The sequence below is a fragment of the Arthrobacter sp. NPDC056727 genome (assembly GCF_042790555.1).
Classification (GTDB): domain Bacteria; phylum Actinomycetota; class Actinomycetes; order Actinomycetales; family Micrococcaceae; genus Arthrobacter.
Window position 1 is genome coordinate 24,732 of sequence record NZ_JBHTZA010000010.1, and the last position, 25,578, is coordinate 50,309.

Sequence of the window (25,578 nt, forward strand, 5' to 3'; positions counted from 1 at the left end):
CGATGACATTCTTCCGTACCGGACCCGCGGCCCGTTTCCTTCAGGAAGTGCATGTATTCAAACAGGACGGCACAGAAATAGGATGCAAATTCTGGATCTCGATCTTCGAGTAACTCCACATGTTGAGCAACCAGTCCGGGATCCATTGCGCTCACTGGGGCGCCGGAAGACAGCTCAGCGTAGACCGGAAACAACGCCTTCAGTTGCACCAGGACGGGGTTAACGTCTGGCAGTATCCCGTACTCTTGGTGATTTGTGGGCCAAGATCGATCCTCACTGTGGATAGGGAGACAGACAGATTGCCCTTCCACGAGGCTAAGAGCCGGGACACTGGGATTCCATGGGGTCGAACCCGTATGTGGAGAACGGGCCCCACCGGTCCTGCATCTGACCCCGCGCCAAGGTGGGCGGACTATATTGGCCTTTGTCAGCCCACCCATCTGATCGCGGGAGCGTGCACCCATGGCCAAGGAACTTGCCACCCAGCTCATCGAACAACTCCAGGCTGCAGGTGTGCAGCGGATTTACGGAATCGTCGGGGACAGCCTCAACCCGATCGTCGACGCCGTCCGCCAGACCGGCGGCTCACAGCAGGGCGGCATCGACTGGATCCATGTCCGGCACGAAGAGGCGGCAGCCTTCGCCGCCGCGGCCGAGGCCCAGCTGACCGGAAGACTTGCCGTGTGCGCCGGCTCCTGCGGCCCTGGCAACCTGCACCTGATCAATGGCCTGTACGACGCGAACCGTTCCGGCGCACCCGTCCTGGCCATCGCCTCGCACATCCCCAGCAAGCAGATCGGCAGCGGCTTTTTCCAGGAAACCCACCCGGACCGGATCTTCAACGAATGCTCCGTCTACTCCGAGCTCATCAGCACAGCCGAACAGGCGCCCCGGGTGGTGCACAGCGCGATCCAGCACGCCGTCGCATTGGGCGGCGTCGCCGTCGTCACCCTTCCCGGCGACATAGCCGGGCTGGAGGCCACCGGCGCAACCCCGCTTCCCGCGACGTTCCGGCCCGCGACGCTCATCCCGGCCTCCGAAAGCGTCAGGGAACTCGCCGATGCCATCAACGCGGCAGACAAGGTGGCCATCTTCGGTGGTGCGGGCACCCAGGGAGCCCATGATGAGGTCGTCGCGCTCGCGGAGCTCATCGGCGCCCCGATCGGCCACACCCTGAGGGGCAAGGACTTCCTGCAGTACGACAACCCCTACGACATCGGCATGACCGGCCTGCTGGGCTACGGTGCCGCCGCAGAGGGGATCGAGGATGCCGACCTGCTGATCCTGCTCGGCACTGACTTTCCGTATGACCAGTTCCTTCCGGATACCCGCACCGCCCAGGTGGACCGCGCTGCCCACAAGCTCGGCCGGCGCACCGACGTCGACGTAGCCGTCCATGGCGACGTGCTGCCGACCCTCAAGTCGCTGATGCCCCTGCTGCAGCCCAAGAAAAGCCGCCGATTCCTCAACCAGATGCTGAAGAAGCACGACCGGCTCATGAACAAGGCCGTCGGCGCATACACCCGGAATGTCGGGAAGAAGGTGCCCATCCATCCCGAATACGCTGCCTCGATCCTGGACCAGGTGGCGGCCGAGGACGCCGTTTTCACCGCGGACACCGGCATGTGCAACGTGTGGACGGCGCGCTACATCAACCCGCTGGGCACCCGCCGGCTGATCGGCTCGTACCTCCACGGCTCCATGGCCAACGCGCTGCCGCACGCCATCGGGGCGCAGGTGGCGTACCCCGGACGCCAGGTGATTTCAGTGTCGGGCGACGGCGGCCTGTCCATGCTGCTGGGCGAGCTCATCACCGTTGCCGCGCACCGGCTGCCGGTCAACGTGGTGGTTTTCAACAACTCGACGCTCGGGATGGTCAAACTCGAAATGCTGGTGGACGGGCTACCGGACTTCGGCGTGGACGTGCCCGACGCCGATTACTCCGCAGTCGCCCGTGCACTCGGTTTCCATGCGGTCCGGGTCACTGATCCGACCAGGATCGAGGACGCGTACCGGGAAGCCTTCGCCCATCCGGGACCGTCGCTCGTGGAGGTCATCACCGATCCCAAGGCACTTTCGATTCCGCCAAAAATCAAGGGCTCGCAGGTGCTCGGCTTCGCGACAGCGATGTCCAAGGTGGTTCTGAACCGCGGCGCCGGCGAAGCCGTAAGCATGGCCCGCAGCAACCTTCGGAACATTCCGCGGCGGTAGCTGCAGGCGGGCGTTACCGCCCGCGGCGTCCGGCGGCGAGGAGCGCCGCCGTCCGTTCGATGAGGCCGTAGGGGACAGGCTTGCCCAGTGGGAACTTGAGGGTGCCCTTGCCGGCCCGGAAGGGTGCAATGTCAGTCTGGAAGGCGTCGTCGCCGGTTGGAACGGGATACACCGAAATGTGGTGTGCCCAGCCCGCGAAGTACATCACGTATATGCCGCCGAGGGTGACCGTGGGGATGCCATAGCTGATCATTTCGCCGGAACCTGGCACGGCTTCGTGGCATCGGCGTCGGACCTCCTGGAGGACATCCCGCACTTCGCCGGGAAACTGTGCAATGTACTCGTCAACGCTGTCGAAATGCTGGGCCATGCCGCGCTCCTCCAGGATCCATCGGGATGCCTTGAGAATACGCCTGCGCAGGAATGAGAGCGCGGGGGCCTGAGATCAAACCGACGGCAAACCGTGACCGGTCCGGCATCGATACTGTCAGTGCCCACTGGTTGACTGGGGACATACGGTGTTCTGCGGATGAGCCGAGGACTGCAATGAACAGGATTCGAATGGCCAAAATGGCGGCGGCCTCGGCCGCAGTTGCGCTTGCGGCAGCGTGTTCGGCGCCGCCCCCGGTGCCGGAGCTGTTGAAGGCCGACGGCGTGGAGCGGGTCTCGGTGGATGCAGCGGTTTACGCCGCCGAGCTGCGCGCCTTCCGGGACTCCGCGCTGGGGCTCGGGCGTGAACTGCTGGCCGACGGCGGTGACGGTACAGGCGGGAATGTGGTGTCCTCGCCCGGCAGCCTGCTCATTGCGCTGGCGATGCTTCGCGCCGGCGCCGCCGGGGAATCTGCCGCCGAGCTGGACGCCGTGCTGGGTCTTCCGCCGGAAGGGCGTGACGAGGCAATGAATGCGCTGCTCGCGTCCCTGTCAAAGTTCGACGGCGACCCGGGCGCCGTGGATGAGGACAATCCGCCGCGGAAGCCTGTCATGCATGCCGCCAACGGATTGTTCGTGGACAAGGACGTGCCAACCGGGGAGGCATATCTCGGCACGCTGGCCAGGCACTACGGGACCGGCGTCTACCCGGTGGACTTCAGCAACGAGGGCGTGACCAAGCCCGCTATGGACGCCTGGGTGGACAGGAACACGGGCGGCCGGATCAAGGAGGCGCCCGCGAAGTACGATCCCCGGAACACGTTCAGTCTGCTCAATTCGTTGTACGTCGCGGCAGCCTGGCAGGCCCCGTTTGACCCAAGCGCCACATCGGATTTGCCCTTCACCACGGGCGGGGGAACGGAAATCGACGTTCCCGCCATGCAGAACCTGCTTGGGATGAAGTACGCGGACGGTCCCGGCTGGCGGGGCGTGGACCTCCCGTATGCTGAGGGATTCGTGATGCGGCTTGTCCTGCCGGACTCAGGAACAGACGCCTTATTCGGGGTGGCACAGCTCGGGGAAATTGCGGATGCCCTGGACGCCGCGCCCTTGGCGACTGTGCAGATTCAGCTGCCGCGCTGGGACCACAGATGCAGCTTCGACCTTCGCAAGGTCCTGGAATCCGCCGGACTGCGGAAGACCCTCTCGACCACCGAGGATTTCAACGCCATCCAGCCGAAAATGACCATCACGCAGGCGGCGCAGGCCGCCAACATCACGGTGGCCGAGAAGGGAACCGTGGCTGCCGCGGTAACCCAGATCAACGGCAGGGCCACCAGCGCGCCGCCCCGGCCCGAGCAGACCATCGACTTCGACCGGCCGTTCCATTACCAGATCGTGCACGTTGAAACAGGGCTGCCGCTGTTCATGGGAATAGTGGCCGACCCCCGCTCCTGACGGCCGGGTTTAGCGCGGGCCGCCCTGCCAGAGGGCGTCGAACGGAGCGCCGGAGGCCACGCGGTTCCGGATGCCCGCGGTCACGAACGCCTTCGCCGCCCGCGCTGCCTCCAGCGGTGTGGCTCCCTTGGCCAGCTCTGCCGTCACGGCCGCGGCGAGCGAGCAGCCGGCGCCGGACACGGCCACCTCGCCCACCTTCGGGGCGGTCAGCACCTCGAGGGTTTCGCCGTCGAAGAAAACGTCCACGGCGTCGGGCCCGGTCAGGCGCACGCCGCCCTTGGCCAGGACGGCTGCCCCGCTCAGTTCGTGGATGCGGATTGCCGCAGCCTTGAGGGACTCGACGTCGTTGATCTCCAGGCCGGACAGGGATTCAGCTTCGAAGTGGTTGGGCGTGACGAACGTGGCCAGCGGCAGGATCTGCGCCTTGAGTGCCTGGTCCGTGTCCAGTGCGTGGCCCGGCTCCTGCCCCTTGCAGATCAGCACCGGATCCAGCACCACGTTGCTGAAGGCACCGGCGGACAGCGCGGAGGCCACGGTCGAAATGGTGGCCGGGCTGCCCAGCATGCCGATCTTCACGGTGTCCAGGACGGAAGGTGCGCCGGAAGCGGCACCGTAGGCCGCCGTCGTCGCCTCCAATTGGTGCGCGATGACTTCCTGGTCCACGGGCACGAAGCGGTGGCCCCACTCATTCTTCGGATCAAACGAGACGATGCACGTGAGGTTGGCGATGCCGAAGACGCCCAGTTCCTGGAACGTCTTCAGGTCCGCCTGCGCTCCGGCGCCGCCGGTAGCCTCCGAGCCGGCGATGGTCAGTACGACGGCGGGGGCGGCGGCGGGATTCGCCCCGGAAAGGTTGTCAGAAGCAACAGAAGTCATCGTTCCATCCTGCCATGCCCCGGAAGCCGGCCGCATCGGGGACCCTGCCTAACCGTGCAGCGTGCGGTAGGCCTCTGCGGCGGCAGGATGCAGGGGCAGGTCGGCCGTGTTGATCAGGGTATCCGGGCTCAGGAACTGTACGCCGAGGCTGGAACGGGGAACGAGCTCGTCTGCATGGTCCACCAGCAGCCTGACGGTGTTCCGGACGATGTCGGCGTCGAGGTCGCCGCGGCACAGCAGGAGGTTCGCCACGCCCACGGTCCAGACCGACCCGGCTCCCGGGTAGCCGCTCCCGGGAATCAGCACGCGGTCGTAGAAGGCGCCGAAGCGCTCGCGAAGGGGCGGGACCAGGTTGGACAGGTCGAGCAGCCGAAGCCCCGGCCCGTCGTTCACGTCCGTGATGGCGGCGGTGGGAACTCCGCCGGACCAGAACAGCACGTCCACGGCTTTGCTCCGGAGCGCGGCGAGTCCGTCGTTGAGGCCCAGATTGACCTTCGTAACGGCCCTGCCGGAGCCTCCCAGCCCTGACACTTCCAGGATCCTGTTGGCCGTCAGCGACGTTCCGGACCCCGCCTCACCAATCCCGATCCTCCTGCCTGTGAGGTCGCGGTAGTTCCCGATTCCGCTGTCCCGCCGCACCAGGCAGTGGACATAGTTTTCGTAGACCTTCCCGACGGCGGCCATCGCCCCGGCGGCCTGGCCCACCGCCTGCTGCCCACCTGCCTGCTGCACTGCTGACTGCTGAACTGCGGCGTCGAGGAGGGCGACGGCGAACGTTGCCTCGCCGGCGATCAGCCGCTTCATGTTGTCCAGGCTGCCGCCGGTGGTCAGGGGTTCCGCGCGCTGGGCGATTCCGTGGCGCTGGAGCGACTCTGCGAGGAGCGTGGCGAACTCAAGGTAGAAGCCGCCGGCTTCACCGCCGGCCACGGTCACCCTGGCCGGCCCCGGTGGCGCAGTGCATGCCGCAATGCCCGGGAAGCCAACGGCCCCGAGGACCAGGGCCAGTCCGGACTTCAGGACCCCGCGCCGGCCCACCGGGTGCTGGTTTGCCGGCCTCATGGTTGCCGTCCTTCCCGGTCTCCAGCGCCCGTCCCGGGGGTCCCTCCGGAGCTGCGGTCCCTGTCTGTAGCCGGAGCGGCTGGTGCCGGAGCGGCAGGTGCCGGAGCGGCTGCTGCCGGGGCGGCAGGAAATTCCAGGAGCGCGAGCAGGCCGTGCGGATGGCGTCCGCGAAGCGTCAGGCGGCCGCCGTTCGCACCGGCCAGCCGGTCCACAATGGTCATTCCCAGTCCCGTGCCCCGAATGTCGCCGTGACGCGGGGAGCGCCAAAACCGCGTGGCCGCAGCGGCGAGCTCTTCGGGCGGCAGCCCCGGGCCGTCGTCGGACACTTCAACCACCACCGAGCCGGCCAGCGGGCGGGCGTCCACCGTTATGGTGGCCCCGGGCGCATACTTGATGGCATTGGTGATCAGTTCACCCACCATCTGGGCGAGCTCGGCGGCGCTGCAGCGAAGCTGCAGGGGCGGCGCGGGAGGAGCCTTCAGCACGAGGCTGGAGCCGGCGTGTTTGGCTGCGGGGCGTGCCCGGTCCGCTTCCTCCTGCAGCACGGGGTACGGATCGATGGGCTGCACGGAGCCGCCCGCGCCAGGCCTGACGGTTTTGGCCGCACCCTCGGAAGCACGGTGCTCGGCGGTGGCCAGCTTCAGGACGTCGTCCAGGATTTCCTCAACGCGCTCGAGTTCCTTCACGACCCCCGCAGCTTTGGCCCGTTCGGCGTCGGTCCGGAGCTCCAGCTGCAGCAGGTCGATCCGCAGCCGCAGCGCGCCGATGGGGTTGCGCAGCTGGTGGGAGGTGTCGGCGATGAGCCGGCGCTGGGACTCGGTGCTGTTGCTCACGGTCTCGGCCATTTTGGTGAAGGAACGGCTCAGTTCCTTGAGCTCGGGCGGCCCGGCTTCGGGAAGCCGCGCGGCCCTGCCGGTGGCCTCCAGTTCCGCCACCGCCGAGTTCAACCGCAGCACCGGCCGGATCACCCATCCCGTGGCACGGAGCGCCCCCAGGAGCAGGACCGCCGAAAGTCCTGCCGCGCCCAGGCCCACCAGCAGCCAGCGTTCGCGAAGTTTCTGCCGTGCAGCCTCGAGGTCCACTTCCAGGACCGCTTCGCCCAGCACCTGGCTGGCGCTGCCGAACGAGCGCGAAATAAGGGCCCTGCCGGAGCCAAACGGCTGCAACGGCTCGAGCTTTGTGTCATTGAGGTTCAGGCCGGCGCGGGAGACCGCATCCCGCACATCGGGGCGGTCAGGGTTAAGGCCTCCGGACTGCACCGTGGCGGCCTCCTGCAGTCGAACCAGCACGCCTTCGCCGTAAAGGCTGGAATAACGCTCCATCTCGTGCTGGAGCTGCGTCGGGTCGCCGCTTTGAGAGGCGTCGTAGGCAACCTGGGCAAACCGGTTGAGTGCCGAGACGCGGTTGATCTGGACTTCCTGGGTCAGCTCCCGCCCGGCCGAGGTGAGGATGGCGCTGGAGACCGCCAGCACCATCACCAGGGCGAACAGGCTCAGGATGCCCAGGACCCGGCGCTTCACGCCGGTTCCGCTTCGACCCGGTATCCCACGCCCCGGACGTTGATGATGAAGCCGGGCATCTGCAGCTTGGACCTCAACCCGGTGAGGTGCACATCCAGGGACCGGGACGAGGCCAGGAAAGCATCACCCCACAGGGCATCGAGGATCTGTTCGCGGGTCACCACGGAGCCGGCGTTCCGGGCCAGCAGGGCCAGGAGATCGAATTCCGTTGCGGTCAATGGGAGGACCCGGGATCCGATGGCCGCCACCCGCCGGTCGAGGTCGACGTCGAGTTCCCCGAGGACGATGCTGTGGGATTTCCCGGGGCCGCCGCGGCCCGTCCGCCGTGTGACGGCTTCGATCCGGGCGAGGAGTTCCACCAGCTTGACCGGCTTGACCAGATAGTCGTCAGCGCCGGAGCGGAGCCCGAGGACCACGCTCCGCTCGTCGTCGCGTGCTGTGAGGATGAGGATGGGGCAGCCCGTGACCTGGCGAAGCTTGCGCAGGAGCTCGAGGCCGTCCATGTCCGGAAGCCCGAGGTCCAGGAGGATGACATCGTGCTCCCGGTGGACCAGCAATGCATCCGCACCCCGGGACACCCGATGCGCCTTGTGGCCTGCGGAAACGACAGCCGCCTCGAGGGCCGACGCCATCGCGTCGTCGTCCTCGACGATGAGCACGCGCATTGCCTGTGTCCTCTGCCTTCGTTGCTGTTGGGGGCCATCGGAGTCCGTTTGGACATTACTCCTTGTCTGCGGATTTCGCCTTGTTGCTGCCGTGGCGGGATGACGGAGTGCCTTCAGTGCCGTTGGGTGGAGCGCAAAGCCGACCCGCCGCCGTCGGCAGTTTCCAATTCCTAAGGAAGTGTTAGGAATTGCCTCTCCACGTTGGATGTGCCAAGGATCACGCATAGGTTGGCAGGTGTCCAATCGCAGGATCCGCCGGCAAGGCGCCCGGTCCGGGGCTGCCGGCGGGGAACCGCTCAACGCCGCCGGACAGACGCAGCGGAAACCGTAGCGGAATTCCGGCAGGACACCATTTCGCACCTCGGACGCCGACGGTGGCACCGACCCAGGAAGGTTCATTGATGAGCACCCAGCACGCCGCGCCCCACAGCGCGGCATCCAGCGAGGCCGCACAGACACGCAGGGCGGTCGGCAACATCCTCAAAGGCTCCGCCGGCAACCTCGTGGAGTGGTACGACCTCTACGTCTACACAGTCTTCGCGGCGTACTTCCAGGCGCATTTCTTCAATTCCAAGGACGAGCTGCAGGCGGGGCTCGAGGCGATGGCCGTCTTCTCGACGTCGTTCCTTATGCGCCCCATCGGCAGCTGGTTCTTCGGCCGCTACGCCGACCGCAACGGGCGCAAGGCTGCCCTGACCCTCAGCGTGACCCTGATGTCCGCCGGGTCCTTCGCGATCGCGGTCCTCCCGACCCAGGACGTCATCGGCATCTGGGCCCTGGTCCTGCTGATCCTCATCCGCGTGCTGCAGGGCTTCTCCGTGGGCGGCGAATACGGCACCAGTGCCACGTACATGTCCGAGGCCGCCACCTCCAGGCGCCGCGGCTTCTTCTCCAGCTTCCAGTACGTGACCCTCGTGGGCGGCCAGATGCTCGCCCTGCTGGTGCTGGTGATCCTGCAGAACTCCCTGGGCGACGGCCTTCTGAAGGAATGGGGCTGGCGCATTCCGTTCGCGGTGGGCGGTGTTGCGGCGCTGGTGGTCCTGTGGCTGCGGCGTTCCATGGAGGAGACGGTTTCGGCGGAGCAGGTCCAGGCCGCCAAGGCTCCGGCCGCATCCGGCGAGGCCCAGCCCGGCACCCTGAGGCTGCTCTTCACCCGGCACTGGAAGCCGCTGCTGGTCTGCATCGGCGTGACCCTGGGTGGCACCGTGGCCTTCTACACCTACACCAACTTCATCCTGAAGTTCATGAACGATACCTCCGGCATCGCCAAGACCGACACGTCCGTGATCAACTTCTGGGCGCTGTTCATCTTCATGCTGCTCCAGCCCGTCTACGGCATCATCTCCGACAAGGTGGGCCGCAAGCCGCTGCTTCTCTGGTTCGGCATCACCGGTGTGCTGTTCACCTGGCCGCTGCTGTCCACCCTCGCCGGCACCAAGGACCCGTTCACCGCGTTCCTGCTGATGATGGGCGGCCTGCTGATCGTGGGCGGCTACACCTCCATCAACGCCCTCGTGAAGGCCGAGCTCTTCCCGGCCTCCATCCGCGCGCTCGGCGTCGGCCTGGGCTACGCGATCGCCAACTCACTGTTCGGCGGCACGGTTCCGCTGGTCGGCGCCGCCCTGCAGAAGTCGGACCAGGTGGACGTCTTCTTCACCTACGTCACCATCGCGATCGGCCTGTCGCTGCTGGTCTACATCTTCGCGCTGAAGAACAAGAAGACCACGCACCTGGACCGCGAGCAGGGACACGCATGGTCTGCGTCCACACGCAAGGACGACGACGAGGACTTCGTCAACGCCTGATCCCCAGTAACGCACAACTCATGTAACGCACGACGGCGGGTGGCCGGCGCCGCGGTGACCTTCGGGTCTCCGGGGCGGCAGCCCGCCGTCGTCCGTTACCGGGGGGTGCCAGAATGGAGGGCGGTTTCGGTGGCCAGCCGGCGGGACCCGTCCAGTGCTAATACAGCCGGCGCCCGCACCTTAAGCAGGGGCCAGGCGAACCACCACGAATGGAAACCCATGACCACCGCCCAGTCCTCCCTGCCCAAAGAGGCGCCCAAGTTCGCCTCGGTGGGTTCGCCCTACTTCGGCATCATGCTCGCGGTCATGGCCGTGGTGCTGATCCTGTCCAACATCGGCGCTTCCAAGGGCGTGGCACTGGGCCCAATCGTCACGGACGGCGGCTTCTTCCTGTTCCCGCTGGCATACATCCTCGGCGACGTCATCAGTGAGGTCTACGGCTTCAGGGTTGCCCGGAAGGCCATTGTTACCACGTTCGGGCTGTCGGTCTTCGCCTCGCTCTGCTACTGGGTGATCATTGCCCTGCCCGGCTTCGACGACGACTTTGGCACCGCCAAGCAGGCCGCCCTCGAAGGCGCCATCGGGCCGGTTCCGCAGATCGTGCTGGCTTCGCTTCTCGCGTTCTTCGCCGGGCAGACCATCAACTCCTGGATCCTGGTCCGGATGAAGGCCCGGACCGGGGAGAAGTCCCTGTGGGCACGCATCATGGGCTCCTCGGTGGCGGGGGAGTTTGTGGACACGGTGATCTTCTGCAGCATCGCCGCCTCCGTGATCGGCATCAGCGACTTCGGTATGTTTGCGAACTACGTGCTCGTGGGCTTCCTGTACAAGACCCTCGTGGAGTTCCTCTTCGTCCCCGTGACCGCCCTGGCGATCGGCTGGGTCAAGAAGCGCGAACCGAGCTACGCGTAGTCTCGGCGCCGTTTCCTGCTGCGCCGAGGACGCCGGAATCGTTCGACGACGCCGTAGCACTCCGGCGTCCGCGATGCGTTCCGGCGAGTTCGGTGCCCCGGCCCCGCTCAGGCGGTTCACCGGCCAGCCAGTGCATGGAGCACGCGGTGCTTAAACCGTGCCTCGTTGAACAAGTCCTTCCACACGATCCGAAGGAACTTCCAGCCCTCCTCCGTCAAGGCATTCTCCCGCTGACGCTCCTCGAGAAGGACTTCGTCGGTGCGTTTGTAGTCGAAGTACTTGACCTTGCCGTCGAACTCCAGAGCCACTTTCTCCTTCTTCCAGGCGAAGTCCAGACGGTGCCGGCCAATCGGGCTCGTGACCTCAAACTGGGGCGTGGGCGGCTTGATCCCGAGCCGGAGGATCAGTGCCCGGGTGAGCGTTTCGCCGGGGGACTCCGCACGGGCGTCCGCGTTCTCCAGCGCCCGGCGGAACGTGCGGACGCCGCGCCGCCCATCCAGTGAATCCGCCATCGCCTGCAGCAGGGAGCGGTCCGCGCCCCGCCGGAGCGCATGGTCCATAACGATCAATGACTGCCGGTATGTCAGCAACATCGCGCAATCCGCTGAGGTCCGTTCCAAGGAAGTCACGCGGAGTCCGTTCAGCGTCACTATCTCGTCGTCCGAGAAGGGACGGGTATGGCATTTCACGTCCCTGCCGTGGCGCTCGCTTGACGGATTCACCCGCTGCAGAAGATGGATCAGATCGTCCACATTCCAGAGGTAGAGAGAGTGCAGGCGTGCCGCGGAGGTGTGGCTGTATGCGAAGTGACCGGTCGACGTCGTGCGTGTTCCGTGCGCGTGCGAGTAAATCAGCTGCAGGCTGCGGACGCGTGGCGACTGGGCTTCCCAGACGCTGGCGCGGATATAACAGCCGTAGCGCAGCCGGACCAGCGACCCCGAATCCAGCAGGGACTTGATGGACCGCGAGCCATATCCAAGGTCCGTCAGCTCGTCAGTTCGCCACAGTTTGCCGGTTGGCGGGAGTCCAGGGGAGTTGTGAGAAGGCATGGCACCAGCTTCGGCGAGCGTCCCGCAGCAGGCGACACACCGCCGTCGCTATGTGGAAAACGCGAACCCGCCGGAGAGCCGTCGGACCGCTGTTGCCTTCCGGCGGCCCGGCACGTTTCCGGCGGGTTCGGCGCAGCGCCTAGGAGTAGTACCGGCCCAGGGTCTCGGCCTTGAACGCGAAGAAGTCGCCGGACTCGATCGCCAGCCGGGCGTCATCCACCATCTTCACCACGAAGCGCTCGTTGTGGATGGAGATGAGGGTGGCGGAGAGCATCTCCTTGGCCTTGAACAGGTGGTGGATGTAGGCCCGCGAATAGTTCAGGCACGCGTAGCAGTCGCAGCCGTCCTGCAGCGGGCCGAAGTCCCGTTTGTACTTGGCGCCGGAGAGGTTGAAGCGGCCGTCGGGGGTGTAGAACGCCGAGTTCCGGGCCACACGGGTGGGGGAGACGCAGTCGAACGTGTCGGCGCCGTTCTCGATGGCCGTGAAGATGTCGTCCGGCTCGGAGATGCCGAGCAGGTGCCGCGGCTTGTTCTCCGGGAGTTCCTCATTGCACCAGCGCACAATGGTGCCCAGGTTCTCCTTCTCGAGGGCGCCGCCGATCCCGTAGCCGTCGAACGCCATGGCACCGAGGTCCCGGCAGGCCTTCCGGCGGAGGTCCTCGTACTGCGCTCCCTGGATCACGCCGAAGAGTGCCTGGTAGGGCTTCCCCGCCCGGGACGCCGTGAGCCGGAAGTGTTCCTCGAGGCACCGCAAAGCCCAGAGCCGCGTGCGCTCGAGCGATTCCTCCTGGTACCCCCGGGAGTTCTGCAGCGTGGTGAGCTCGTCGAACGCGAACATGATGTCCGCGCCGATCTGGTGCTGGACCTGCATGGAGATCTCGGGCGAGAAGCGGTGGCGGTCGCCGTTGAGGTGGCTCTTGAACCACACGCCGTCGTCATCCACGTGGGCCAGGCGTTCCTTGCCCGGCGCCACCGCATCATCCGGGCCGGAGGAGTCAACCGATTTCATGTCGATGACCTTCTTGAACCCCGAGCCGAGGCTCATCACCTGGAAGCCGCCGGAATCGGTGAAGGTGGGTCCCTGCCAGTTCATGAACGCGCCGAGGCCGCCCGCTTCGTCCAGGATCTCCGGGCCGGGCTGCAGGTACAGATGGTAGGCGTTGGCCAGCAGGGCCTGCGCGCCGAGGTCAGCCATTGATTCGGGCAGCACTGACTTCACCGTGGCTTTGGTGCCGACGGCGATGAACGCCGGCGTCTGGATCTCGCCGTGCGGGGTGGTGATGGTGCCGGTCCGCCCCAGGAACCCGCCGCCGTTGTCGGCCACTTGCTCTGCGGAGGGGCTGCACGTTTCAGTCAGCCGCTTGCCCACGCGGAAAGAAAACTCCGACTGACGCGCGGCCGTCACCGCCTCCGACAAAGACAGTTCACGCCGGGCGGGCGGTTCAGGATTGGCTGGCACGGTTCAAGTGTGCCAGCTAACGGCGGCGGACCTTCACTGGATGGGTTCGGATGTGGGGTAGTTCTCAGAGCGCCAGTCGTCCCACAGGGTGCGGATCGTTTCCATGCTGCCAGCGCCCAGATCGTACAGCGAGAGGATCACCATGGAGCCGCCGTCGGGCCTTTTGTCCGGGATCACGGGCTGGTCGGCCACGATCAGCAGGCCCTCGCCGTGCTCCGCGTAGCTGTGCACGGTGAGCCCCACCACGTGGTTGGTCCTGTGCCAAACCCTGCCCGAGACCTCCTCGCCGGTGCCCAGTGTGAGCGAGTACTCCTCGCCGGTGGCAGGGACTTCCTTCAGGCCGAGTTTCTCGATGGCGGAGCCGCCCGAGCCGGGCACGGAGAAGTAGCAGGTGCGGCGCCTTCCGTGGGGATGCCGTTCCAGCGCGAACCGCAGCTGCTGGAGGAAGACCAGCCACCCCTGGGTGATGTCCTCGTCCCACGCGGCCCATTCCGAGTTGTGGTCCACACCGGCGCGGGTGACGCAGACCTCGGTTCCGGTGGGCACGGGTTTGAGCTCGAAGACATCGCCGTTATTGACCGTCAGCTCGGTGTGGTCCGGCCCTTCAACCACGTTCTTGCTGAAGTAGATATCATTGATTTCCGCCGCCAGCTCATCGGCTTCCCAGCCATGCCATTGCGCGACCTTCGAGGGTTCACGCAGCATCGTCCAAACCTGTGGCGCGTCCGAATTGATCACAACGCTGAGATTGTTCGTCATGGCCTGAATCTACAACTTGGGGCGCAACCGGGCTAGGGAAATTTCCGGCCGAAAACAGGCTGAGTCGTCCCCGGCGGAGGACTGGGCCGCCTAACCCCGGACGGATTCCAGTTCGTTCGCGATCCGCCGCTCGAGTTCGGACGGGCTGATGGTCTGTGATCCGCCGTGCGCGCGCAGGAACAGCAGCGATTCCAGCCGCAGCAGCCGCCACTCGCGCTCGGCCTCGTGGTTGGAGTTGTCGATGGAGCGGAAAATCTCCTTGTCGTACAGGTTCGGCTCGTTCAGCGACCGCTGGCGGACCCTTGCCTGCATCCGCGCCTTGAACGGATCCGTCTCCTGGTTGTCCGGGGCCCGGAGCAGCTTCTCATACACGGCGGCGCGGTCCTTGTGCCCCGTCTGGCGGCACACGTAACTGGACAGCGCCAGCGACGCCTCCACCGATCCCCAGCGCCCCGGGTTGCCGTCGAACGGCAGCACGTTCAGCAAATCGGCCACCCTCAGTGATGCGTCGGCGTCCTTGAGCATGATGAACAGCTCATGCGCGAGGTCGCTCAGGTCCTTCAGGCAGCTGCCGGATTTGGTGTTGATGCCCTTGACAAGTTTGTCGGCCAGCAGCTGCACCCCGACAGAGTCAGGATGCGCCTCAGCCACAGCCTCCACCACGGATTCGGGCGTTCCGGAGGGCTCCGGGATCAGGGCCAGGTCTTCGGCGCCGGGGCCGATCACCACCGGCGTGGTGGAAGGCAGGGGAGGAACGACGACGGCGGCAGGCGCCGTGCGCTGCGGCGCGTCACCACCCGGGTTCCCCGCCACGGAAAGGGGAGTGCCGGCGTCGGACGCCTGGATGTCCGGCGGCTGGATGTCCGACGGCGGGGCGGCGCCGTCCGCTGTTCGGTCGCCGTTTGCCGTTGCGTCGCCGTCTGCGGCAGAAGTGTCCTGGGCATCCTCAGGGGAGAAGAAGTCCTCAGCGGCGGGTCCGGGGATCCGGACCGACGAGCCGGCTGCGATCCGCAGCGTGCCGCCCCCGGTGAGGGTTGCGAGGATGATGGCGGGGCTGCCGAAATCATCGGTTTCGACTTCCACGGAGTGGATTTCCGCGGACCGCTCGCCGTCCGGCAGGAGGAGGTGATCGCCCGCCCGCAGAGATCCTGCCTGCTGTTCACGGTAGGTCTTGGCAGCTGCGGGGTGGTTCATCGGGAGTCCTTAAGTTCTCTTGCGGTCCGCCCAACAGTCTACAAAGGAGAGGGTGCGAAGTCGGGGAGGCGCGGGCGCCCGGGCGTCAGGCGCCCACACCGGCGTAGGCCAGCGCCTGCCGCACCAGGGCGCCGCGGCCGCCGGTGAACTCGAGCTGCACGCCATCGCTGAGCACTTCCTGCGGCGTCATCCAGGTCAGCTCCAGCGCGTCCTGGCGGGGTTCGCATTCGCCGGTCACGGGGATGATGTAGGCCAGTGAAACGGCGTGCTGGCGGTCGTCGGTGAAGCCCGTGTGGGAGGGCGCGGGGAAGTATTCGGCCACGGTGAACGGCACGGGACTGATAGGGAGCTGGGGGAACGCCAGCGGTCCGAGGTCCTTTTCCATGTGGCGCAGCAGGGCAGCGCGGATGGTCTCGCGGTAAAGCACACGGCCGGAGACGAGGGACCGGACCATGGTGCCGTCCTCGTCCGCCTGCAGCAGCGTGCCCACCTCGTTGACGAACCCGAGGGGATCCAGCCGGACGGGCACCGCCTCCACGTAGACCATGGGGAGCCTGCCTCGGGCTTCGAAGAGATCCTCGTCCGAGAGCCAGCCGGGGTTGGGGTCAGGGGTGCGCACGTTCATGAATCATTTTTACCCCATCGCCACAGGTCCGGCCGCCGAAGCGTGGGATCCCGGCGTTTAGCGGCGGCCAAAGCGGCGAGATCCCACCCCTAGATCCGCCTCGCGTTCGGGCGCGGCCGCGGATTAGGCAGCGTGCCCGCCGGCTACGACGGGCGACGGGCCGAGATCCACAGCGGGGCCCGCTGGGATGCCGCGCCCTCATTGTCCGGGTGCGGCACGTGCAGGGTGCGTCCGAAGGCCTCCTCGGTCAGCGTCACCTCGTGCCCCGCGGCGGTCAGGCCGAGCCGCAGGGCGTCAAGGTCACCGGTGTATTCGAAACCGAGACCCGCGTGCGCCGCGCCCGTCCCGGGCCTTGCCATCAGCACGCCGCCGTTCTTGGCCGTGAAATCGGCCGTTTCGTCATCGTCCGGGACCGGCCGGAACCGGGCGCCGATGTCCCGCAGTGCCTGGGCGGCGGCCGTCACGTCCTCGCTGAACCAGACCTCCACCACGGCCAGGGCGGGATCAGCATCCGCACAGTTGGCCCCGTGGGCGGCCTTGTCGGCGAAGAAGCTGAAGCCGTCCGCGCCGGTGATCCGGCAGGAGTCGCCGTGGTCCGCCTGGACGAGCTCTGCGGTGGAGGTGTCCGATTCCGCGCCAGCCTGGTTGGTGCGGCGGGCAAACTCCTCGAGGTCGCCGACCTCCACGCCAAAGTGCGTGATGCCGTCCTCCGCGGCGCCCGGCTCGGCCTGGTGCAGCGCCAGCCGGCCCGCTCCGGCGTCGTACTCCCGCCAGGACCCCTCGCCGGCGGACTTGATCATCCCCAGATCGGTGAGGAACCGCTCCCAGGGCTCGATGCGGGACGTGAAGTGGATGGGGCGGACACGAAGCATGCTCTCTCCTCGAACTCGAAACACCAGGATCTTCGAAAACGGCGCCGACAATGGCCATGATGCCACGTCTTGAATCGCGTGGCACCGGGTGGAATCACGCAGCACTGGGTTGAATCAAATGGCCCTGCGGGCAGAATAGGCGCATGGCCGTTGAACTCGAGGAACTGCTGCTGACCGATGCCGCCGGCTGGCGGACCTGGCTGGAATCCCACCACAGCGACAGCCCGGGCGTTTGGCTGGTCCTGCACAAGAAAGGCGGCAACGTCACCGAACTCGACTACGACGCCGCCCTGGACGAAGCACTCTGCTTCGGCTGGATCGACGGCCAGGTCAAAAAGCGCGACGGCGAAAGCTACTTCCAGCGCATGACCCGCCGGGGTGCCAAGAGCCCCTGGTCCGAGCGGAACGTGGGCCATGTGGCCCGGCTCGAGGCGGAAGGAAAGATGACCGCTGCCGGCAGGGCCGCCGTCGACGCCGCCAAGGCCGACGGACGCTGGGAGGCCGCATACGCCGGTCCGGCGACGGCGGAAGTCCCGGCCGACCTGGCCGCCGCCATCGCCGCCGTGCCCGAGGCGCAAGCCATGTTCGACGTACTCACCTCCGTGAACCGCTTCGCGCTGATCTACCGCACCAACTCGGTCAAGCAGGCCGCTACACGCGAACGGAAGATCGCCGGATTCGTTGAGATGCTGGCGCGCGGCGAGACGCCGTATCCGCAGAAGAAGCGCCCGCCCGTTCAGGCCTGAACCAGCCGGAAAAGAGCGCCCGCGCTAAAATTGGTGCCTATTCCCAACACGAACGGCGGACATGCAGCGGTATTCCCTACGCACGCTGGGCCCCCGCGGGCGGTGGATTGCGGCGGCGGTGGTCCTTGCCCTGGTGCTCGCTGCGGCTCTGGTGATCGGCCTGGCCGGGCGTTCGGGCGACGGCGTATCGCCGGGCAGTGCCGGCCCCCAAAGCAGCGGCACTCAGAGCGAAGCCCCCCAGGCGTTCAGCAGGCCGGAGGGCGCCTCACAGTTCCGGCCTTCCTACCACCTCACGCCAGCCAAGGAATGGATGAACGATCCCCAGCGCCCCTTCCTGCTGGACGGGGTGTGGCACTACTACTACCTCTACAACGCGGACCACCCCGAGGGGAACGGCACCGAATGGTTCCACGTCACCAGCACGGACCTGGTGCACTGGAAGGACGAGGGCGTTGCCATCGAAAAGTTCAAGAACGGCCTCGGGGACATTGAGACCGGCAGCGCCGTGGTGGACTCCGACAACACAGCCGGCTTCGGCAAGGGCGCCGTCGTCGCGGTTATGACCCAGCAGGACAAGGGCGTGCAGCGGCAGTCGCTGTTCTACTCCACGGACAAGGGCTACACGTTCAAGGCCGCGGACGGGAACCCGGTCATGGACAACCCCGGGGCGCCGCACTGGCGCGACCCCAAAATCATCCGCGACGAGGCCCGGGGCCAGTGGGTCATGGCACTGGCCGAGGGGGAGAAGATCGGCCTGTACACCTCGCGGGACCTGAAGGACTGGCGCTACGTGTCCGGCTTCGAGCGTAAGGGCCTGGGGATCCTCGAATGCCCCGACCTCTTCCAGCTGGACCTCGACGGCGATCCCGCCAAGCGCACCTGGATCCTCGCCGCAAGCGCGAACGGCACGGAGGAAGGCCGGACCACCGGCGTGGCCTACTGGACCGGGATCTTTGACGGGACCACGTTCACCCCGGCGAATGACAAACACCAGTGGCTCGACGCCGGGTCAGACTTCTATGCGGCCGTCACCTGGGACGATCCCCGGCTTCCGGAAAACGAGAGGATGGCGTCCCGCCACGCCATCGGCTGGATGAACAACTGGGCGTACGCCCGCCAGCTGCCCACCACGGACTGGCAGGGCGGTGCCGACTCGATCGTCCGGGACATCCGGCTGAAGACCGTGCGGGGCAGGCCCACCCTCGTGTCAACCCCCACTCCCGCCCTGTCCACCCTGGACGGCGAAGCGAAGACGGCCGGCACCAGGGCGCTCACCGCGGAGGGCGCCGGGGAGCTTCCCGTGCCCGCCAGCGGCGCCTACCGGCTGGATGTGACGCTGGAGCGTGCGCCGGGCGACAACGGCACGGAAGCCCTGCTGAAACTCGGCAACGGCGGGGCGGACTACGCCACGGTGGGCTACAACTTCGAGGCCGGAACGGCGTGGGTGGACCGCGCAGCCGTGGTGCCGGGCGCGGACGCCCTCGGACCGCTCTTCACCGACCGGAGGAGCGCCCAGAGCCCGCCCCGGGACGGGAGCCAGCGGGGCAACACCGTTTCACAAAAAGGCGGCAGTGTGGACCTGACCATCTTCGTGGATTACTCGTCGGTGGAGGTCTTCGTGAACGGCGGGGAGCAGACCCTGACCTCGGTGGTGCTGCCGAAGTCCGGACAGCCGGCGGTCAGCGCCGCGACGGCCGGCGGAAAGCTGACGCTGAAGTCGTTCAAGTACACGCCGCTGGCGACGGTGCTGGACGCGCGATAGACGCAGGTGAACGTCAGGCCGACTCGATCGGGAAGGCCACCGCTTCACCCACGACGCGCAGGCACAGTTCCGTGCCGGGCTGGGCGATGGACGCGTTCCAGTGCCGGATGGTGATGACCTCGCCGCCACCGGGGTAGCGGTGGTCCGGCATGGCGCCGGCCAGTTTCGGCAGCACGGCGAGCTTGAGCCGCACGGTGGTCTCGGGGCCGAAATAGTCGGTATCCACCACCACGCCACGGATGGGCCCGTCCTCGGCGATCCGGATCTGCTCCGGGCGCAGCATGAGCTGGACGCGGCCCTGCGCGGGCGGGCGCCGGACCGGGATTCCGCCCAGCGAGCAGGTGGCCAGGGACCCCTCCATCCACGCATCGAGGATCACGGCGTCGCCCAGGAATTCAGCCGTGGCACGGTCCGCCGGCCGGGTGTAAACCACGAACGGGTTGCCGATCTGCGCCAGCTTGCCGCCGCGCATCACCGCCACCTGGTCCGCGAAGGACAGCGCCTCGGCCTGGTCGTGGGTGACGAGGATGGTGGTCACCCCGGCCTCGTTCAGGACCTTGGCCACCGCGCGCCGGGTGGCGACGCGCAGCCCGGCGTCCAAGGCGGAGAACGGCTCGTCCAGCAGCATGAGTTCGGGTTCCCGCGCCAGGGCCCGGGCCAGGGCGACGCGCTGCTGCTGGCCGCCGGAGAGCTGGTGCGGGCGGCGCTTGGCCATGGCCGTGTCCAGTGACACCATCTCCAGGAGTTCCTCGACCCGCGCATTAACCGCGCGCCGGCCGCCGTCGACCTTGGACGGGCTGAGTCCGAACGCAATGTTCTGCCCCACGGTCAGGTGCGGGAACAGGGCGCCGTCCTGCGCCACATAGCCGACGTGGCGTTTGTGCGCCGGCTGCCACACGCCGTCGCCCGCCACCGGCGAGCCGTTCAGCGAGATGGTGCCGGTGCCCGGGTGCTCGAAGCCGGCGATCAGCCGGAGCAGCGTGGTCTTGCCGGAACCCGAGGGGCCCACGATGGCGGTGGTTCCGCCCTTGGCCACGGACAGGTTGACGCCCTTGAGGACGGCCTGCGGGCCGAAGTTCTTGGTGACGGCGTCGATCTCCAGGTGGCTGTTGGTGCTTGGAGCCACGGACGGTGAGATCCGCGGTGCCGGAAGCCTGGACGGGGATTGTTCGGTCACTGTCCCGCTACTTTCTTGGACTGCTGGAAGAGCAAATAGGTCATGGGCGCCGAGATCACGATCATGAGCAGGGCGTACGGCGCAGCGCCGGCGTAGTCGATTTCGCTGCTCTTGCTCCAGAATTCGGTGGCGAGGGTTTTGGTGCCGTTGGGGGAGAGGAGCAGGGTGGCGGTGAGTTCGTTGGCGATGGCGAGGAAGACCAGCGCGGCACCGCCGGCCGCGGCGGGGGCCGTGAGCCGGAGCGTCACGCGGATGAAGGACAGCAGCGGCGGCGTGCCCAGGGCCTGCGCCGCCTCGTCCAGTTCCTTGGGTGCCTGGGCCAGCCCGGCACGGATGTTCACCAATGCCCGCGGCAGGAACAGGAGGACGTAGGCGGCCACCAGGACGCCCGCCGTCTGGTAGACGCCCGGGAACATCCGGATGCTGACCGTGACGAAGGCCAGGGCCACCACGATGCCCGGCATGGAGCTGGTGACGTAGTTGGAGAGTTCAAGGGCCTTGCTGAACCAGCTGGCATGCCTGACGGCAAGGTACGCCATGGGGAAGGCAACAACGGTGGTGGCCGCGGCGCCCACGAGTCCATACAGCAGGGTCTGCCAGAGGGCCGGAACGAACTCGTCAGCCGACCAGATTTCCGCGCCGCCCGCGAAGATCCAGCGCAGCACGAACAGCAGCGGAAGCCCGAACGCCAGCACGGTCAGGGCAAGGAGGGCCAGCTGGGCCGGCACCTGGTACACGTGCAGCGGCAGGCGCAGGGCCTTGGCCTGGACACCGGACCCCACGCGGGCGTAGCGGGCGGTGCCGCGGCTGCGCACTTCCACGAGGAGCAGGATCAGGCAGAAGACCACCAGCACGCTGGCCAGCATGGTGCCGGCCGTGCCGTTGAACGTGGACTGGTACTGCACCATGATGGCGGTGGTGAACGTGTCGAAGCGGATCATCGCGAAGGCGCCGTACTCGGCCAGCAGGTGCAGGGCCACCAGCAGGGCGCCGCCGGTCATCGCGATCCGGAGCTGGGGCAGGACCACCCGGAAGAACGTCCGCCAGGCCCCCAGGCCCAGGGACGCGGCCGACTGCTCCACGGCGGGATCCAGCCGGCTCAGCGTCGCGGCCGCGGGAATGTAAACCAGCGGGAAGTAGGAGAGGGTGGCAATGAGCACGCCCGAAAACAGGCCGTGCAGCGACGGCACGGCGGACACCCATGCGTAGCTGTTGACGAAGGCCGGGATGGCCAGCGGGGCCGCGAGCAGCACGGCCCACACTTTGTGCCCGCGCAGCGTGGTCCGTTCCACGAGCCACGCGCCGCCCACACCCAGGATGAGGCAGAGCGGCACCGTGCACACGATCAGGAGCACGGTGTTCAGCAGGAGTTCGCCGACGCGCGGGCGGACAACCAGTTCAATGGCGGTGTCCCAGCCCGTGGACACGGTCATGAACACGACGTAGCCCAGCGGCAGGAGGGAAAACAGGGCGATCAGCATGGCCAGGATGGCCACTGTTGAAACGCCGAAAGGCGGGCGGGGGCGCTTGCCCCGGCCCGCCGTCGTCGTGCTGCCGGAAGTTTCCGGCGCCGATACTTGCGTGATCACAGAATTAGAGCAGTCCTGCCTCGGTCATCAGCTCGGTGACCTTTTTGGAGTTGAGCTTGGCGGGGTCCACGGTGGGGGCCGCGAGTTCCTTGACCGGGACCAGCTTGTCGTTGGCCGGGACGCCGGAGGCGATGGCGTATTCGAAGGACGTGCCCTTCTGCAGGACCTCCTGGCCCTTCTTGCCGGTGATGAACTTCAGGAAGGCCTGGGCCTTGTCCGCGTTCTTCGACGACTTCAGGACGCCGCCGCCAGAGACGGAGAGGAACGCGCCCGGGTCCTGGTTCTTGAAGTAGTACGGCGTGACGTTGTTGGAGTTCTCGCCGGTCCTGGCCTGGTCGCCGTAGTAGTAGTAGTGGTAGATCAGTGCTGCATCAACCTCGCCGGCGTTCACTGCCTTCATGGCGGTGTTGTTGCCCTTGTAGGCGGTGAAGTTTTCCTTCATGCCCTTCAGCCATTCCTTGGCTGCGGCTTCACCCTTGAGCTCCACGAGGGCGGAGACGATGGCCTGGAAGTCGGCGCCGCTGGGGGAAGCTCCCCACTTGCCCTTCCACTCCGGCTTGGCCAGGTCCAGCATGGACTTCGGCAGCTTGTCCTCGGAGATCTTGTTCTTGTCGTACACCAGGACGGTGGAGCGGGCCGCAATGCCCGTCCACTTGCCCGTGGACGGCCGGAATTCCGCGGGGACCTGGGCGATGGTGGCCTTGTCCACGTCGGCGAAGAGTCCGGCGTTCTCCACCTGCGCCATTGCGGGGGAGTTCTCCGTCAGGAAGACGTCGGCGGGGGAGGCAGCGCCCTCTTGGATGATCTGGTTGGACATCTCGGTGTCCGAGCCCTGGCGCACCGTGACCTTGATGCCGGTTTCCGCCGTGAAGGCGTCCGCCCATTCCTTGGTCAGGCTTTCGTGCTGGGCGTTGTAGACCGTGATCTCACCCTTGGCGGGATCAGCGGAAGGCGAGGCAGCGGGGGAGGTGCTGGAGCCGCAGGCCGACAGGCCAAGGGCTGCAGTGGCGGCGATCGCGATGCCGGCCAGCGCGTTGATGCGGATCTTCATCAGGGTGCTTCTTTCTGCAAAGTCAGGTGGGCGAGGCCCTCGGTGAGCTGGGGAAGTTAGGCGAAGCTCACTCGAAAAACTGTAGGTTAGCCAAACCTAAGCAACCAAGCGCCGAGGGCATTAAGTGATGAGGATCACATCAATTACGACACTGTTGCGTGTCCTAATTCCCGCTTCCCCGGGTGTCTGCTGCCGCCACTTTGGCCGCTGACTCCAGGGCCATCCAGGCCTGGAGCTGGGTGGAAAGTTCGACGGCGGCGCCCGCCGGATACGTCTCGCCCGCCGGCCGCCGGGGATCGGAAGAGAAAATGGGGCCGCGGGCCCGTCGGCTCGGGGCCAGCGGCTCGCCGGCAGCTATTTCGCGCCGGCCCGCCCAGAAGGCCCCTGCGGTGCCGGTGACCAGCCCGGCGGCGGTGGTCCTGACGTCCTGCGGGAGCCGCCGGTCGGTGGCGGCCAGCGCCAGGTAGCGGGTGAGGATGCCGGTGAACAGGCCGCCGTCGCCGGTCCCGTCGCAGCGGAGGACCAAGCTGGAGTTGGTGTCTTTCGCCGTGGAGTTGGTGTCCGCTTGGTCGGCCGGCGTCCCGGTGCCGGCCGCGCCCGGCAGGGTCAGGTGCGTGGCCACCGCGCGCACCACCGTGGCGGCGCGCTCCAGGTTGGCGGTGCCGCCCAGCTCCAGCAGGGCACCGAGGACGGGCCCCTGGTTGTAGGTGTAAATCGCGTCCTCCAGCACCGTTTCCCCGGCGCTGCGGATCCGGATTCCGTCCAGATAGAGCCCCCGGGTGCTGTCGAACAGCCGCGCGTCCAGCCAGTCGAGCAGGGCCTGCGCCTTGCCGGTGTTGCCTGTGCGCGCGTAGTAGAGCGCCACCGGCGCCGTGGCCGGGGTGTTCTTGAAGTCCCGCTTGGTGCTCCAGAAGGTGCCGCCGCCCAGGTCGTCGGTGGAGGCGGAGTCGAACTGCAGCGTCAGGCTTCTGCGGATTCTCTCCTGCCGCGGGGGGCTGGGCCTGCGGCTCTCCTCGGCCAGCCGCTCCAGCCGGAGTGTGGACAGGGCCAGCCAGGCCATGTCGTCGTAGTAATGGTTGACGTACGTCAGGAAATTCCGCAGCCGGATGCCGGTGACCAGCCGCGAAGCGAGCCGGCCGGCGCTGGGGCGGGCATCGCCGTCGAACTTTTCCGGCGGCTGACCCGCCTTCCCAAGTTCGCGGAAACCTGTGTCCACGAGGCAGTCCAGATAGTGTGCCTGCCACCAGTAGTGCCATGGGCGGCGGAGGTTCCCGACGCGGCCGGAGGGGCGCAGTGTGGCGGCGATGTGTGTTCCGGGAAGGAAAAACAGCCGCTGGCCGAACAGGTGCGTCACCGACCTCGCTGCCTCGTCGGCCCGCTCTCCCCAGGCGCTGTCAGGCCCGCCGGGGGCGCGTCCGTTGGAGGTGTCCGGGGTGGCGTCAGCATCTGGCTGGGTCATGGGGCCAGCCTAGCTGGCGGCGGGGTGCGGGGTGCGCCCGCCGCGGATTTCAGTTAACATTCACTAACTAACGCTCGCGGCCGGGTATCCCGGATCCGCATCGACCGGTTCCGCATCAAGGAGGATGGATGGAAATCGAGGGTTCCGTCGCGCTCATCACGGGCGGTGCGTCAGGCCTGGGAGCCGCAACGGCCCGGCGGCTGTTCGACGCCGGCGCCTCCGTGGTGCTCGCCGACCTTGGCTCCTCGGACGGTGCCGCGTACGCCGACGAGCTGAACGCGGCCGGACCGCAGTACCTCGCGGGCGGAAATTCCGCCCTCCCCAAGGCGGTCTTCGTCCCCGCTGACGTGACCAGTGAGGAGCAGGTGCAGGCCGCCGTCGAAGCCGCCGCCGGCCTGGGACCGCTGCGCATCGTGGTGAACTGCGCCGGCGTCGCTACGCCGGGCAAGGTCCTGGGGCGCGACGGCGTGCTGCCGCTGGAGACCTTCCAGCGCGTCATCCAGATCAACCTCGTGGGGACGTTCAACGTGGTCCGGCTGGCTGCCGCCGCGATGGCCGCCACCGAGCCGGCCGTGTCCGAACTCGGCGGGGAGGAACGCGGCGTCATCATCAACACCGCCTCGGTGGCCGCGTTCGACGGGCAGATCGGCCAGCCGGCCTATGCCGCGTCCAAGGGCGGCGTGGCGGCCATGACCCTGCCGCTGGCCCGCGAACTCGCCCGGTCGCTGATCCGCGTGGTGACGATTGCCCCCGGCATCTTCGAGACGCCGATGATGGCCGGGCTGCCGCAGGAGGCGCAGGAGTCGCTGGGCAAGCAGGTGCCGCATCCGTCCCGCCTGGGCCGGCCCGCAGAGTACGCCAACCTCGCCGCGCACATAGTGGAGAACGCGATGCTCAACGGCGAAACCATCCGCCTCGACGGCGCCATCCGGATGGGCCCGAAGTGAGCGGCACGGGATTT

22 protein-coding genes are annotated in these 25,578 nt (G+C 67.2%); 7 read left to right on the top strand and 15 right to left on the bottom strand.

Annotation, left to right across the window (positions count from 1 at the left end):
- The first annotated feature begins 462 nt into the window (after positions 1–462).
- Positions 463–2,211 carry a pyruvate dehydrogenase gene (locus tag ACFRAH_RS11775; RefSeq protein WP_377991064.1) on the top strand — a complete coding sequence of 583 codons (1,749 nt, stop codon included), beginning with the start codon at positions 463–465 and terminating at the stop codon, positions 2,209–2,211.
- Positions 2,212–2,224: 13 nt separating this feature from the next.
- Here the strand turns inward: ACFRAH_RS11775 and ACFRAH_RS11780 are convergent, their stop codons facing one another.
- Positions 2,225–2,581, bottom strand: coding sequence for an iron chaperone (locus ACFRAH_RS11780; RefSeq protein WP_377991065.1), 357 nt, complete (start codon positions 2,579–2,581; stop codon positions 2,225–2,227).
- Between the two features lie 176 nt (positions 2,582–2,757).
- On the opposite strand from ACFRAH_RS11780, the gene ACFRAH_RS11785 reads away from it, so the two are divergent.
- Positions 2,758–4,038 carry a serpin family protein gene (locus ACFRAH_RS11785; protein WP_377991066.1) on the top strand — a complete coding sequence of 427 codons (1,281 nt, stop codon included), beginning with the start codon at positions 2,758–2,760 and terminating at the stop codon, positions 4,036–4,038.
- Between the two features lie 9 nt (positions 4,039–4,047).
- Here the strand turns inward: ACFRAH_RS11785 and ACFRAH_RS11790 are convergent, their stop codons facing one another.
- The 4 genes from ACFRAH_RS11790 to ACFRAH_RS11805 are packed head-to-tail and all read right to left on the bottom strand — an operon-like array spanning position 4,048 to position 8,158.
- Entirely contained in the window at positions 4,048–4,914 is an 867-nt protein-coding gene (locus ACFRAH_RS11790; RefSeq protein WP_377991067.1) for a hydroxymethylpyrimidine/phosphomethylpyrimidine kinase, read from the bottom strand.
- A gap of 48 nt (positions 4,915–4,962) precedes the next feature.
- Positions 4,963–5,973, bottom strand: a complete 1,011-nt coding sequence (locus tag ACFRAH_RS11795; protein WP_377991068.1) for a TAXI family TRAP transporter solute-binding subunit — start codon at positions 5,971–5,973, stop codon at positions 4,963–4,965.
- Positions 5,970–7,493, bottom strand: a complete 1,524-nt coding sequence (locus ACFRAH_RS11800; protein WP_377991069.1) for a sensor histidine kinase — start codon at positions 7,491–7,493, stop codon at positions 5,970–5,972. Before ACFRAH_RS11800 ends, ACFRAH_RS11795 begins: the two co-directional genes overlap by 4 nt.
- A complete protein-coding gene (locus ACFRAH_RS11805) occupies positions 7,490–8,158 on the bottom strand; it encodes a response regulator transcription factor (protein WP_377991070.1) in 669 nt (222 codons plus the stop codon). The genes ACFRAH_RS11800 and ACFRAH_RS11805 overlap by 4 nt, the downstream gene beginning before the upstream one ends.
- 401 nt (positions 8,159–8,559) lie before the next feature.
- On the opposite strand from ACFRAH_RS11805, the gene ACFRAH_RS11810 reads away from it, so the two are divergent.
- Both ACFRAH_RS11810 and ACFRAH_RS11815 read left to right on the top strand, forming a co-directional pair.
- Entirely contained in the window at positions 8,560–9,963 is a 1,404-nt protein-coding gene (locus ACFRAH_RS11810) for an MFS transporter (protein WP_377991071.1), read from the top strand.
- Between the two features lie 219 nt (positions 9,964–10,182).
- Positions 10,183–10,875, top strand: coding sequence for a queuosine precursor transporter (locus tag ACFRAH_RS11815; protein WP_377991072.1), 693 nt, complete (start codon positions 10,183–10,185; stop codon positions 10,873–10,875).
- A gap of 116 nt (positions 10,876–10,991) precedes the next feature.
- Here the strand turns inward: ACFRAH_RS11815 and ACFRAH_RS11820 are convergent, their stop codons facing one another.
- The 6 genes from ACFRAH_RS11820 to ACFRAH_RS11845 all read right to left on the bottom strand — a co-directional run bounded on the left by ACFRAH_RS11820 (position 10,992) and on the right by ACFRAH_RS11845 (position 16,833).
- Positions 10,992–11,924, bottom strand: a complete 933-nt coding sequence (locus ACFRAH_RS11820) for a hypothetical protein (RefSeq protein WP_377991073.1) — start codon at positions 11,922–11,924, stop codon at positions 10,992–10,994.
- 139 nt (positions 11,925–12,063) lie between these two features.
- A complete protein-coding gene (gene tgt / locus ACFRAH_RS11825) occupies positions 12,064–13,347 on the bottom strand; it encodes a tRNA guanosine(34) transglycosylase Tgt (protein ID WP_377991184.1) in 1,284 nt (427 codons plus the stop codon).
- Between the two features lie 69 nt (positions 13,348–13,416).
- Positions 13,417–14,142, bottom strand: coding sequence for an SRPBCC domain-containing protein (locus tag ACFRAH_RS11830; RefSeq protein WP_377991074.1), 726 nt, complete (start codon positions 14,140–14,142; stop codon positions 13,417–13,419).
- A 90-nt stretch (positions 14,143–14,232) separates the two neighbouring features.
- Complete coding sequence (locus ACFRAH_RS11835) at positions 14,233–15,336, bottom strand: DUF6707 family protein (protein WP_377991075.1); 1,104 nt, start codon at positions 15,334–15,336, stop codon at positions 14,233–14,235.
- Between the two features lie 85 nt (positions 15,337–15,421).
- Positions 15,422–15,961: an NUDIX hydrolase family protein gene (locus ACFRAH_RS11840; protein ID WP_076798919.1), complete on the bottom strand. Its 540-nt coding sequence runs from the start codon at positions 15,959–15,961 to the stop codon at positions 15,422–15,424.
- 143 nt (positions 15,962–16,104) lie between these two features.
- Complete coding sequence (locus ACFRAH_RS11845) at positions 16,105–16,833, bottom strand: VOC family protein (protein ID WP_377991076.1); 729 nt, start codon at positions 16,831–16,833, stop codon at positions 16,105–16,107.
- 143 nt (positions 16,834–16,976) lie between these two features.
- Here ACFRAH_RS11845 and ACFRAH_RS11850 point away from each other — a divergent pair, with 143 nt between their 5' ends.
- The gene (locus ACFRAH_RS11850; protein WP_377991077.1) at positions 16,977–17,579 is read left to right on the top strand and encodes a YdeI family protein; all 603 of its coding nucleotides are present in this window, start codon (positions 16,977–16,979) and stop codon (positions 17,577–17,579) included.
- A gap of 61 nt (positions 17,580–17,640) precedes the next feature.
- Positions 17,641–19,341, top strand: coding sequence for a glycoside hydrolase family 32 protein (locus ACFRAH_RS11855; protein WP_377991078.1), 1,701 nt, complete (start codon positions 17,641–17,643; stop codon positions 19,339–19,341).
- Between the two features lie 13 nt (positions 19,342–19,354).
- On the opposite strand, the gene ACFRAH_RS11860 is transcribed toward ACFRAH_RS11855, so the two are convergent.
- From ACFRAH_RS11860 to ACFRAH_RS11875, 4 genes are all read right to left on the bottom strand, one after another.
- Positions 19,355–20,518 (bottom strand): ABC transporter ATP-binding protein, encoded by a 1,164-nt coding sequence (locus ACFRAH_RS11860; protein ID WP_377991079.1) that lies wholly within the window; start codon positions 20,516–20,518, stop codon positions 19,355–19,357.
- Positions 20,515–22,107 carry an ABC transporter permease gene (locus tag ACFRAH_RS11865; protein WP_377991080.1) on the bottom strand — a complete coding sequence of 531 codons (1,593 nt, stop codon included), beginning with the start codon at positions 22,105–22,107 and terminating at the stop codon, positions 20,515–20,517. The genes ACFRAH_RS11860 and ACFRAH_RS11865 overlap by 4 nt, the downstream gene beginning before the upstream one ends.
- A 4-nt stretch (positions 22,108–22,111) precedes the next feature.
- Positions 22,112–23,158, bottom strand: coding sequence for an iron ABC transporter substrate-binding protein (locus tag ACFRAH_RS11870; RefSeq protein WP_377991081.1), 1,047 nt, complete (start codon positions 23,156–23,158; stop codon positions 22,112–22,114).
- Positions 23,159–23,321: 163 nt separating this feature from the next.
- Positions 23,322–24,617, bottom strand: coding sequence for a glycoside hydrolase family 76 protein (locus ACFRAH_RS11875; protein ID WP_377991082.1), 1,296 nt, complete (start codon positions 24,615–24,617; stop codon positions 23,322–23,324).
- 128 nt (positions 24,618–24,745) lie between these two features.
- Here ACFRAH_RS11875 and ACFRAH_RS11880 point away from each other — a divergent pair, with 128 nt between their 5' ends.
- Entirely contained in the window at positions 24,746–25,564 is an 819-nt protein-coding gene (locus ACFRAH_RS11880) for an SDR family NAD(P)-dependent oxidoreductase (RefSeq protein ID WP_377991083.1), read from the top strand.
- The last annotated feature ends 14 nt before the right edge of the window (positions 25,565–25,578 follow it).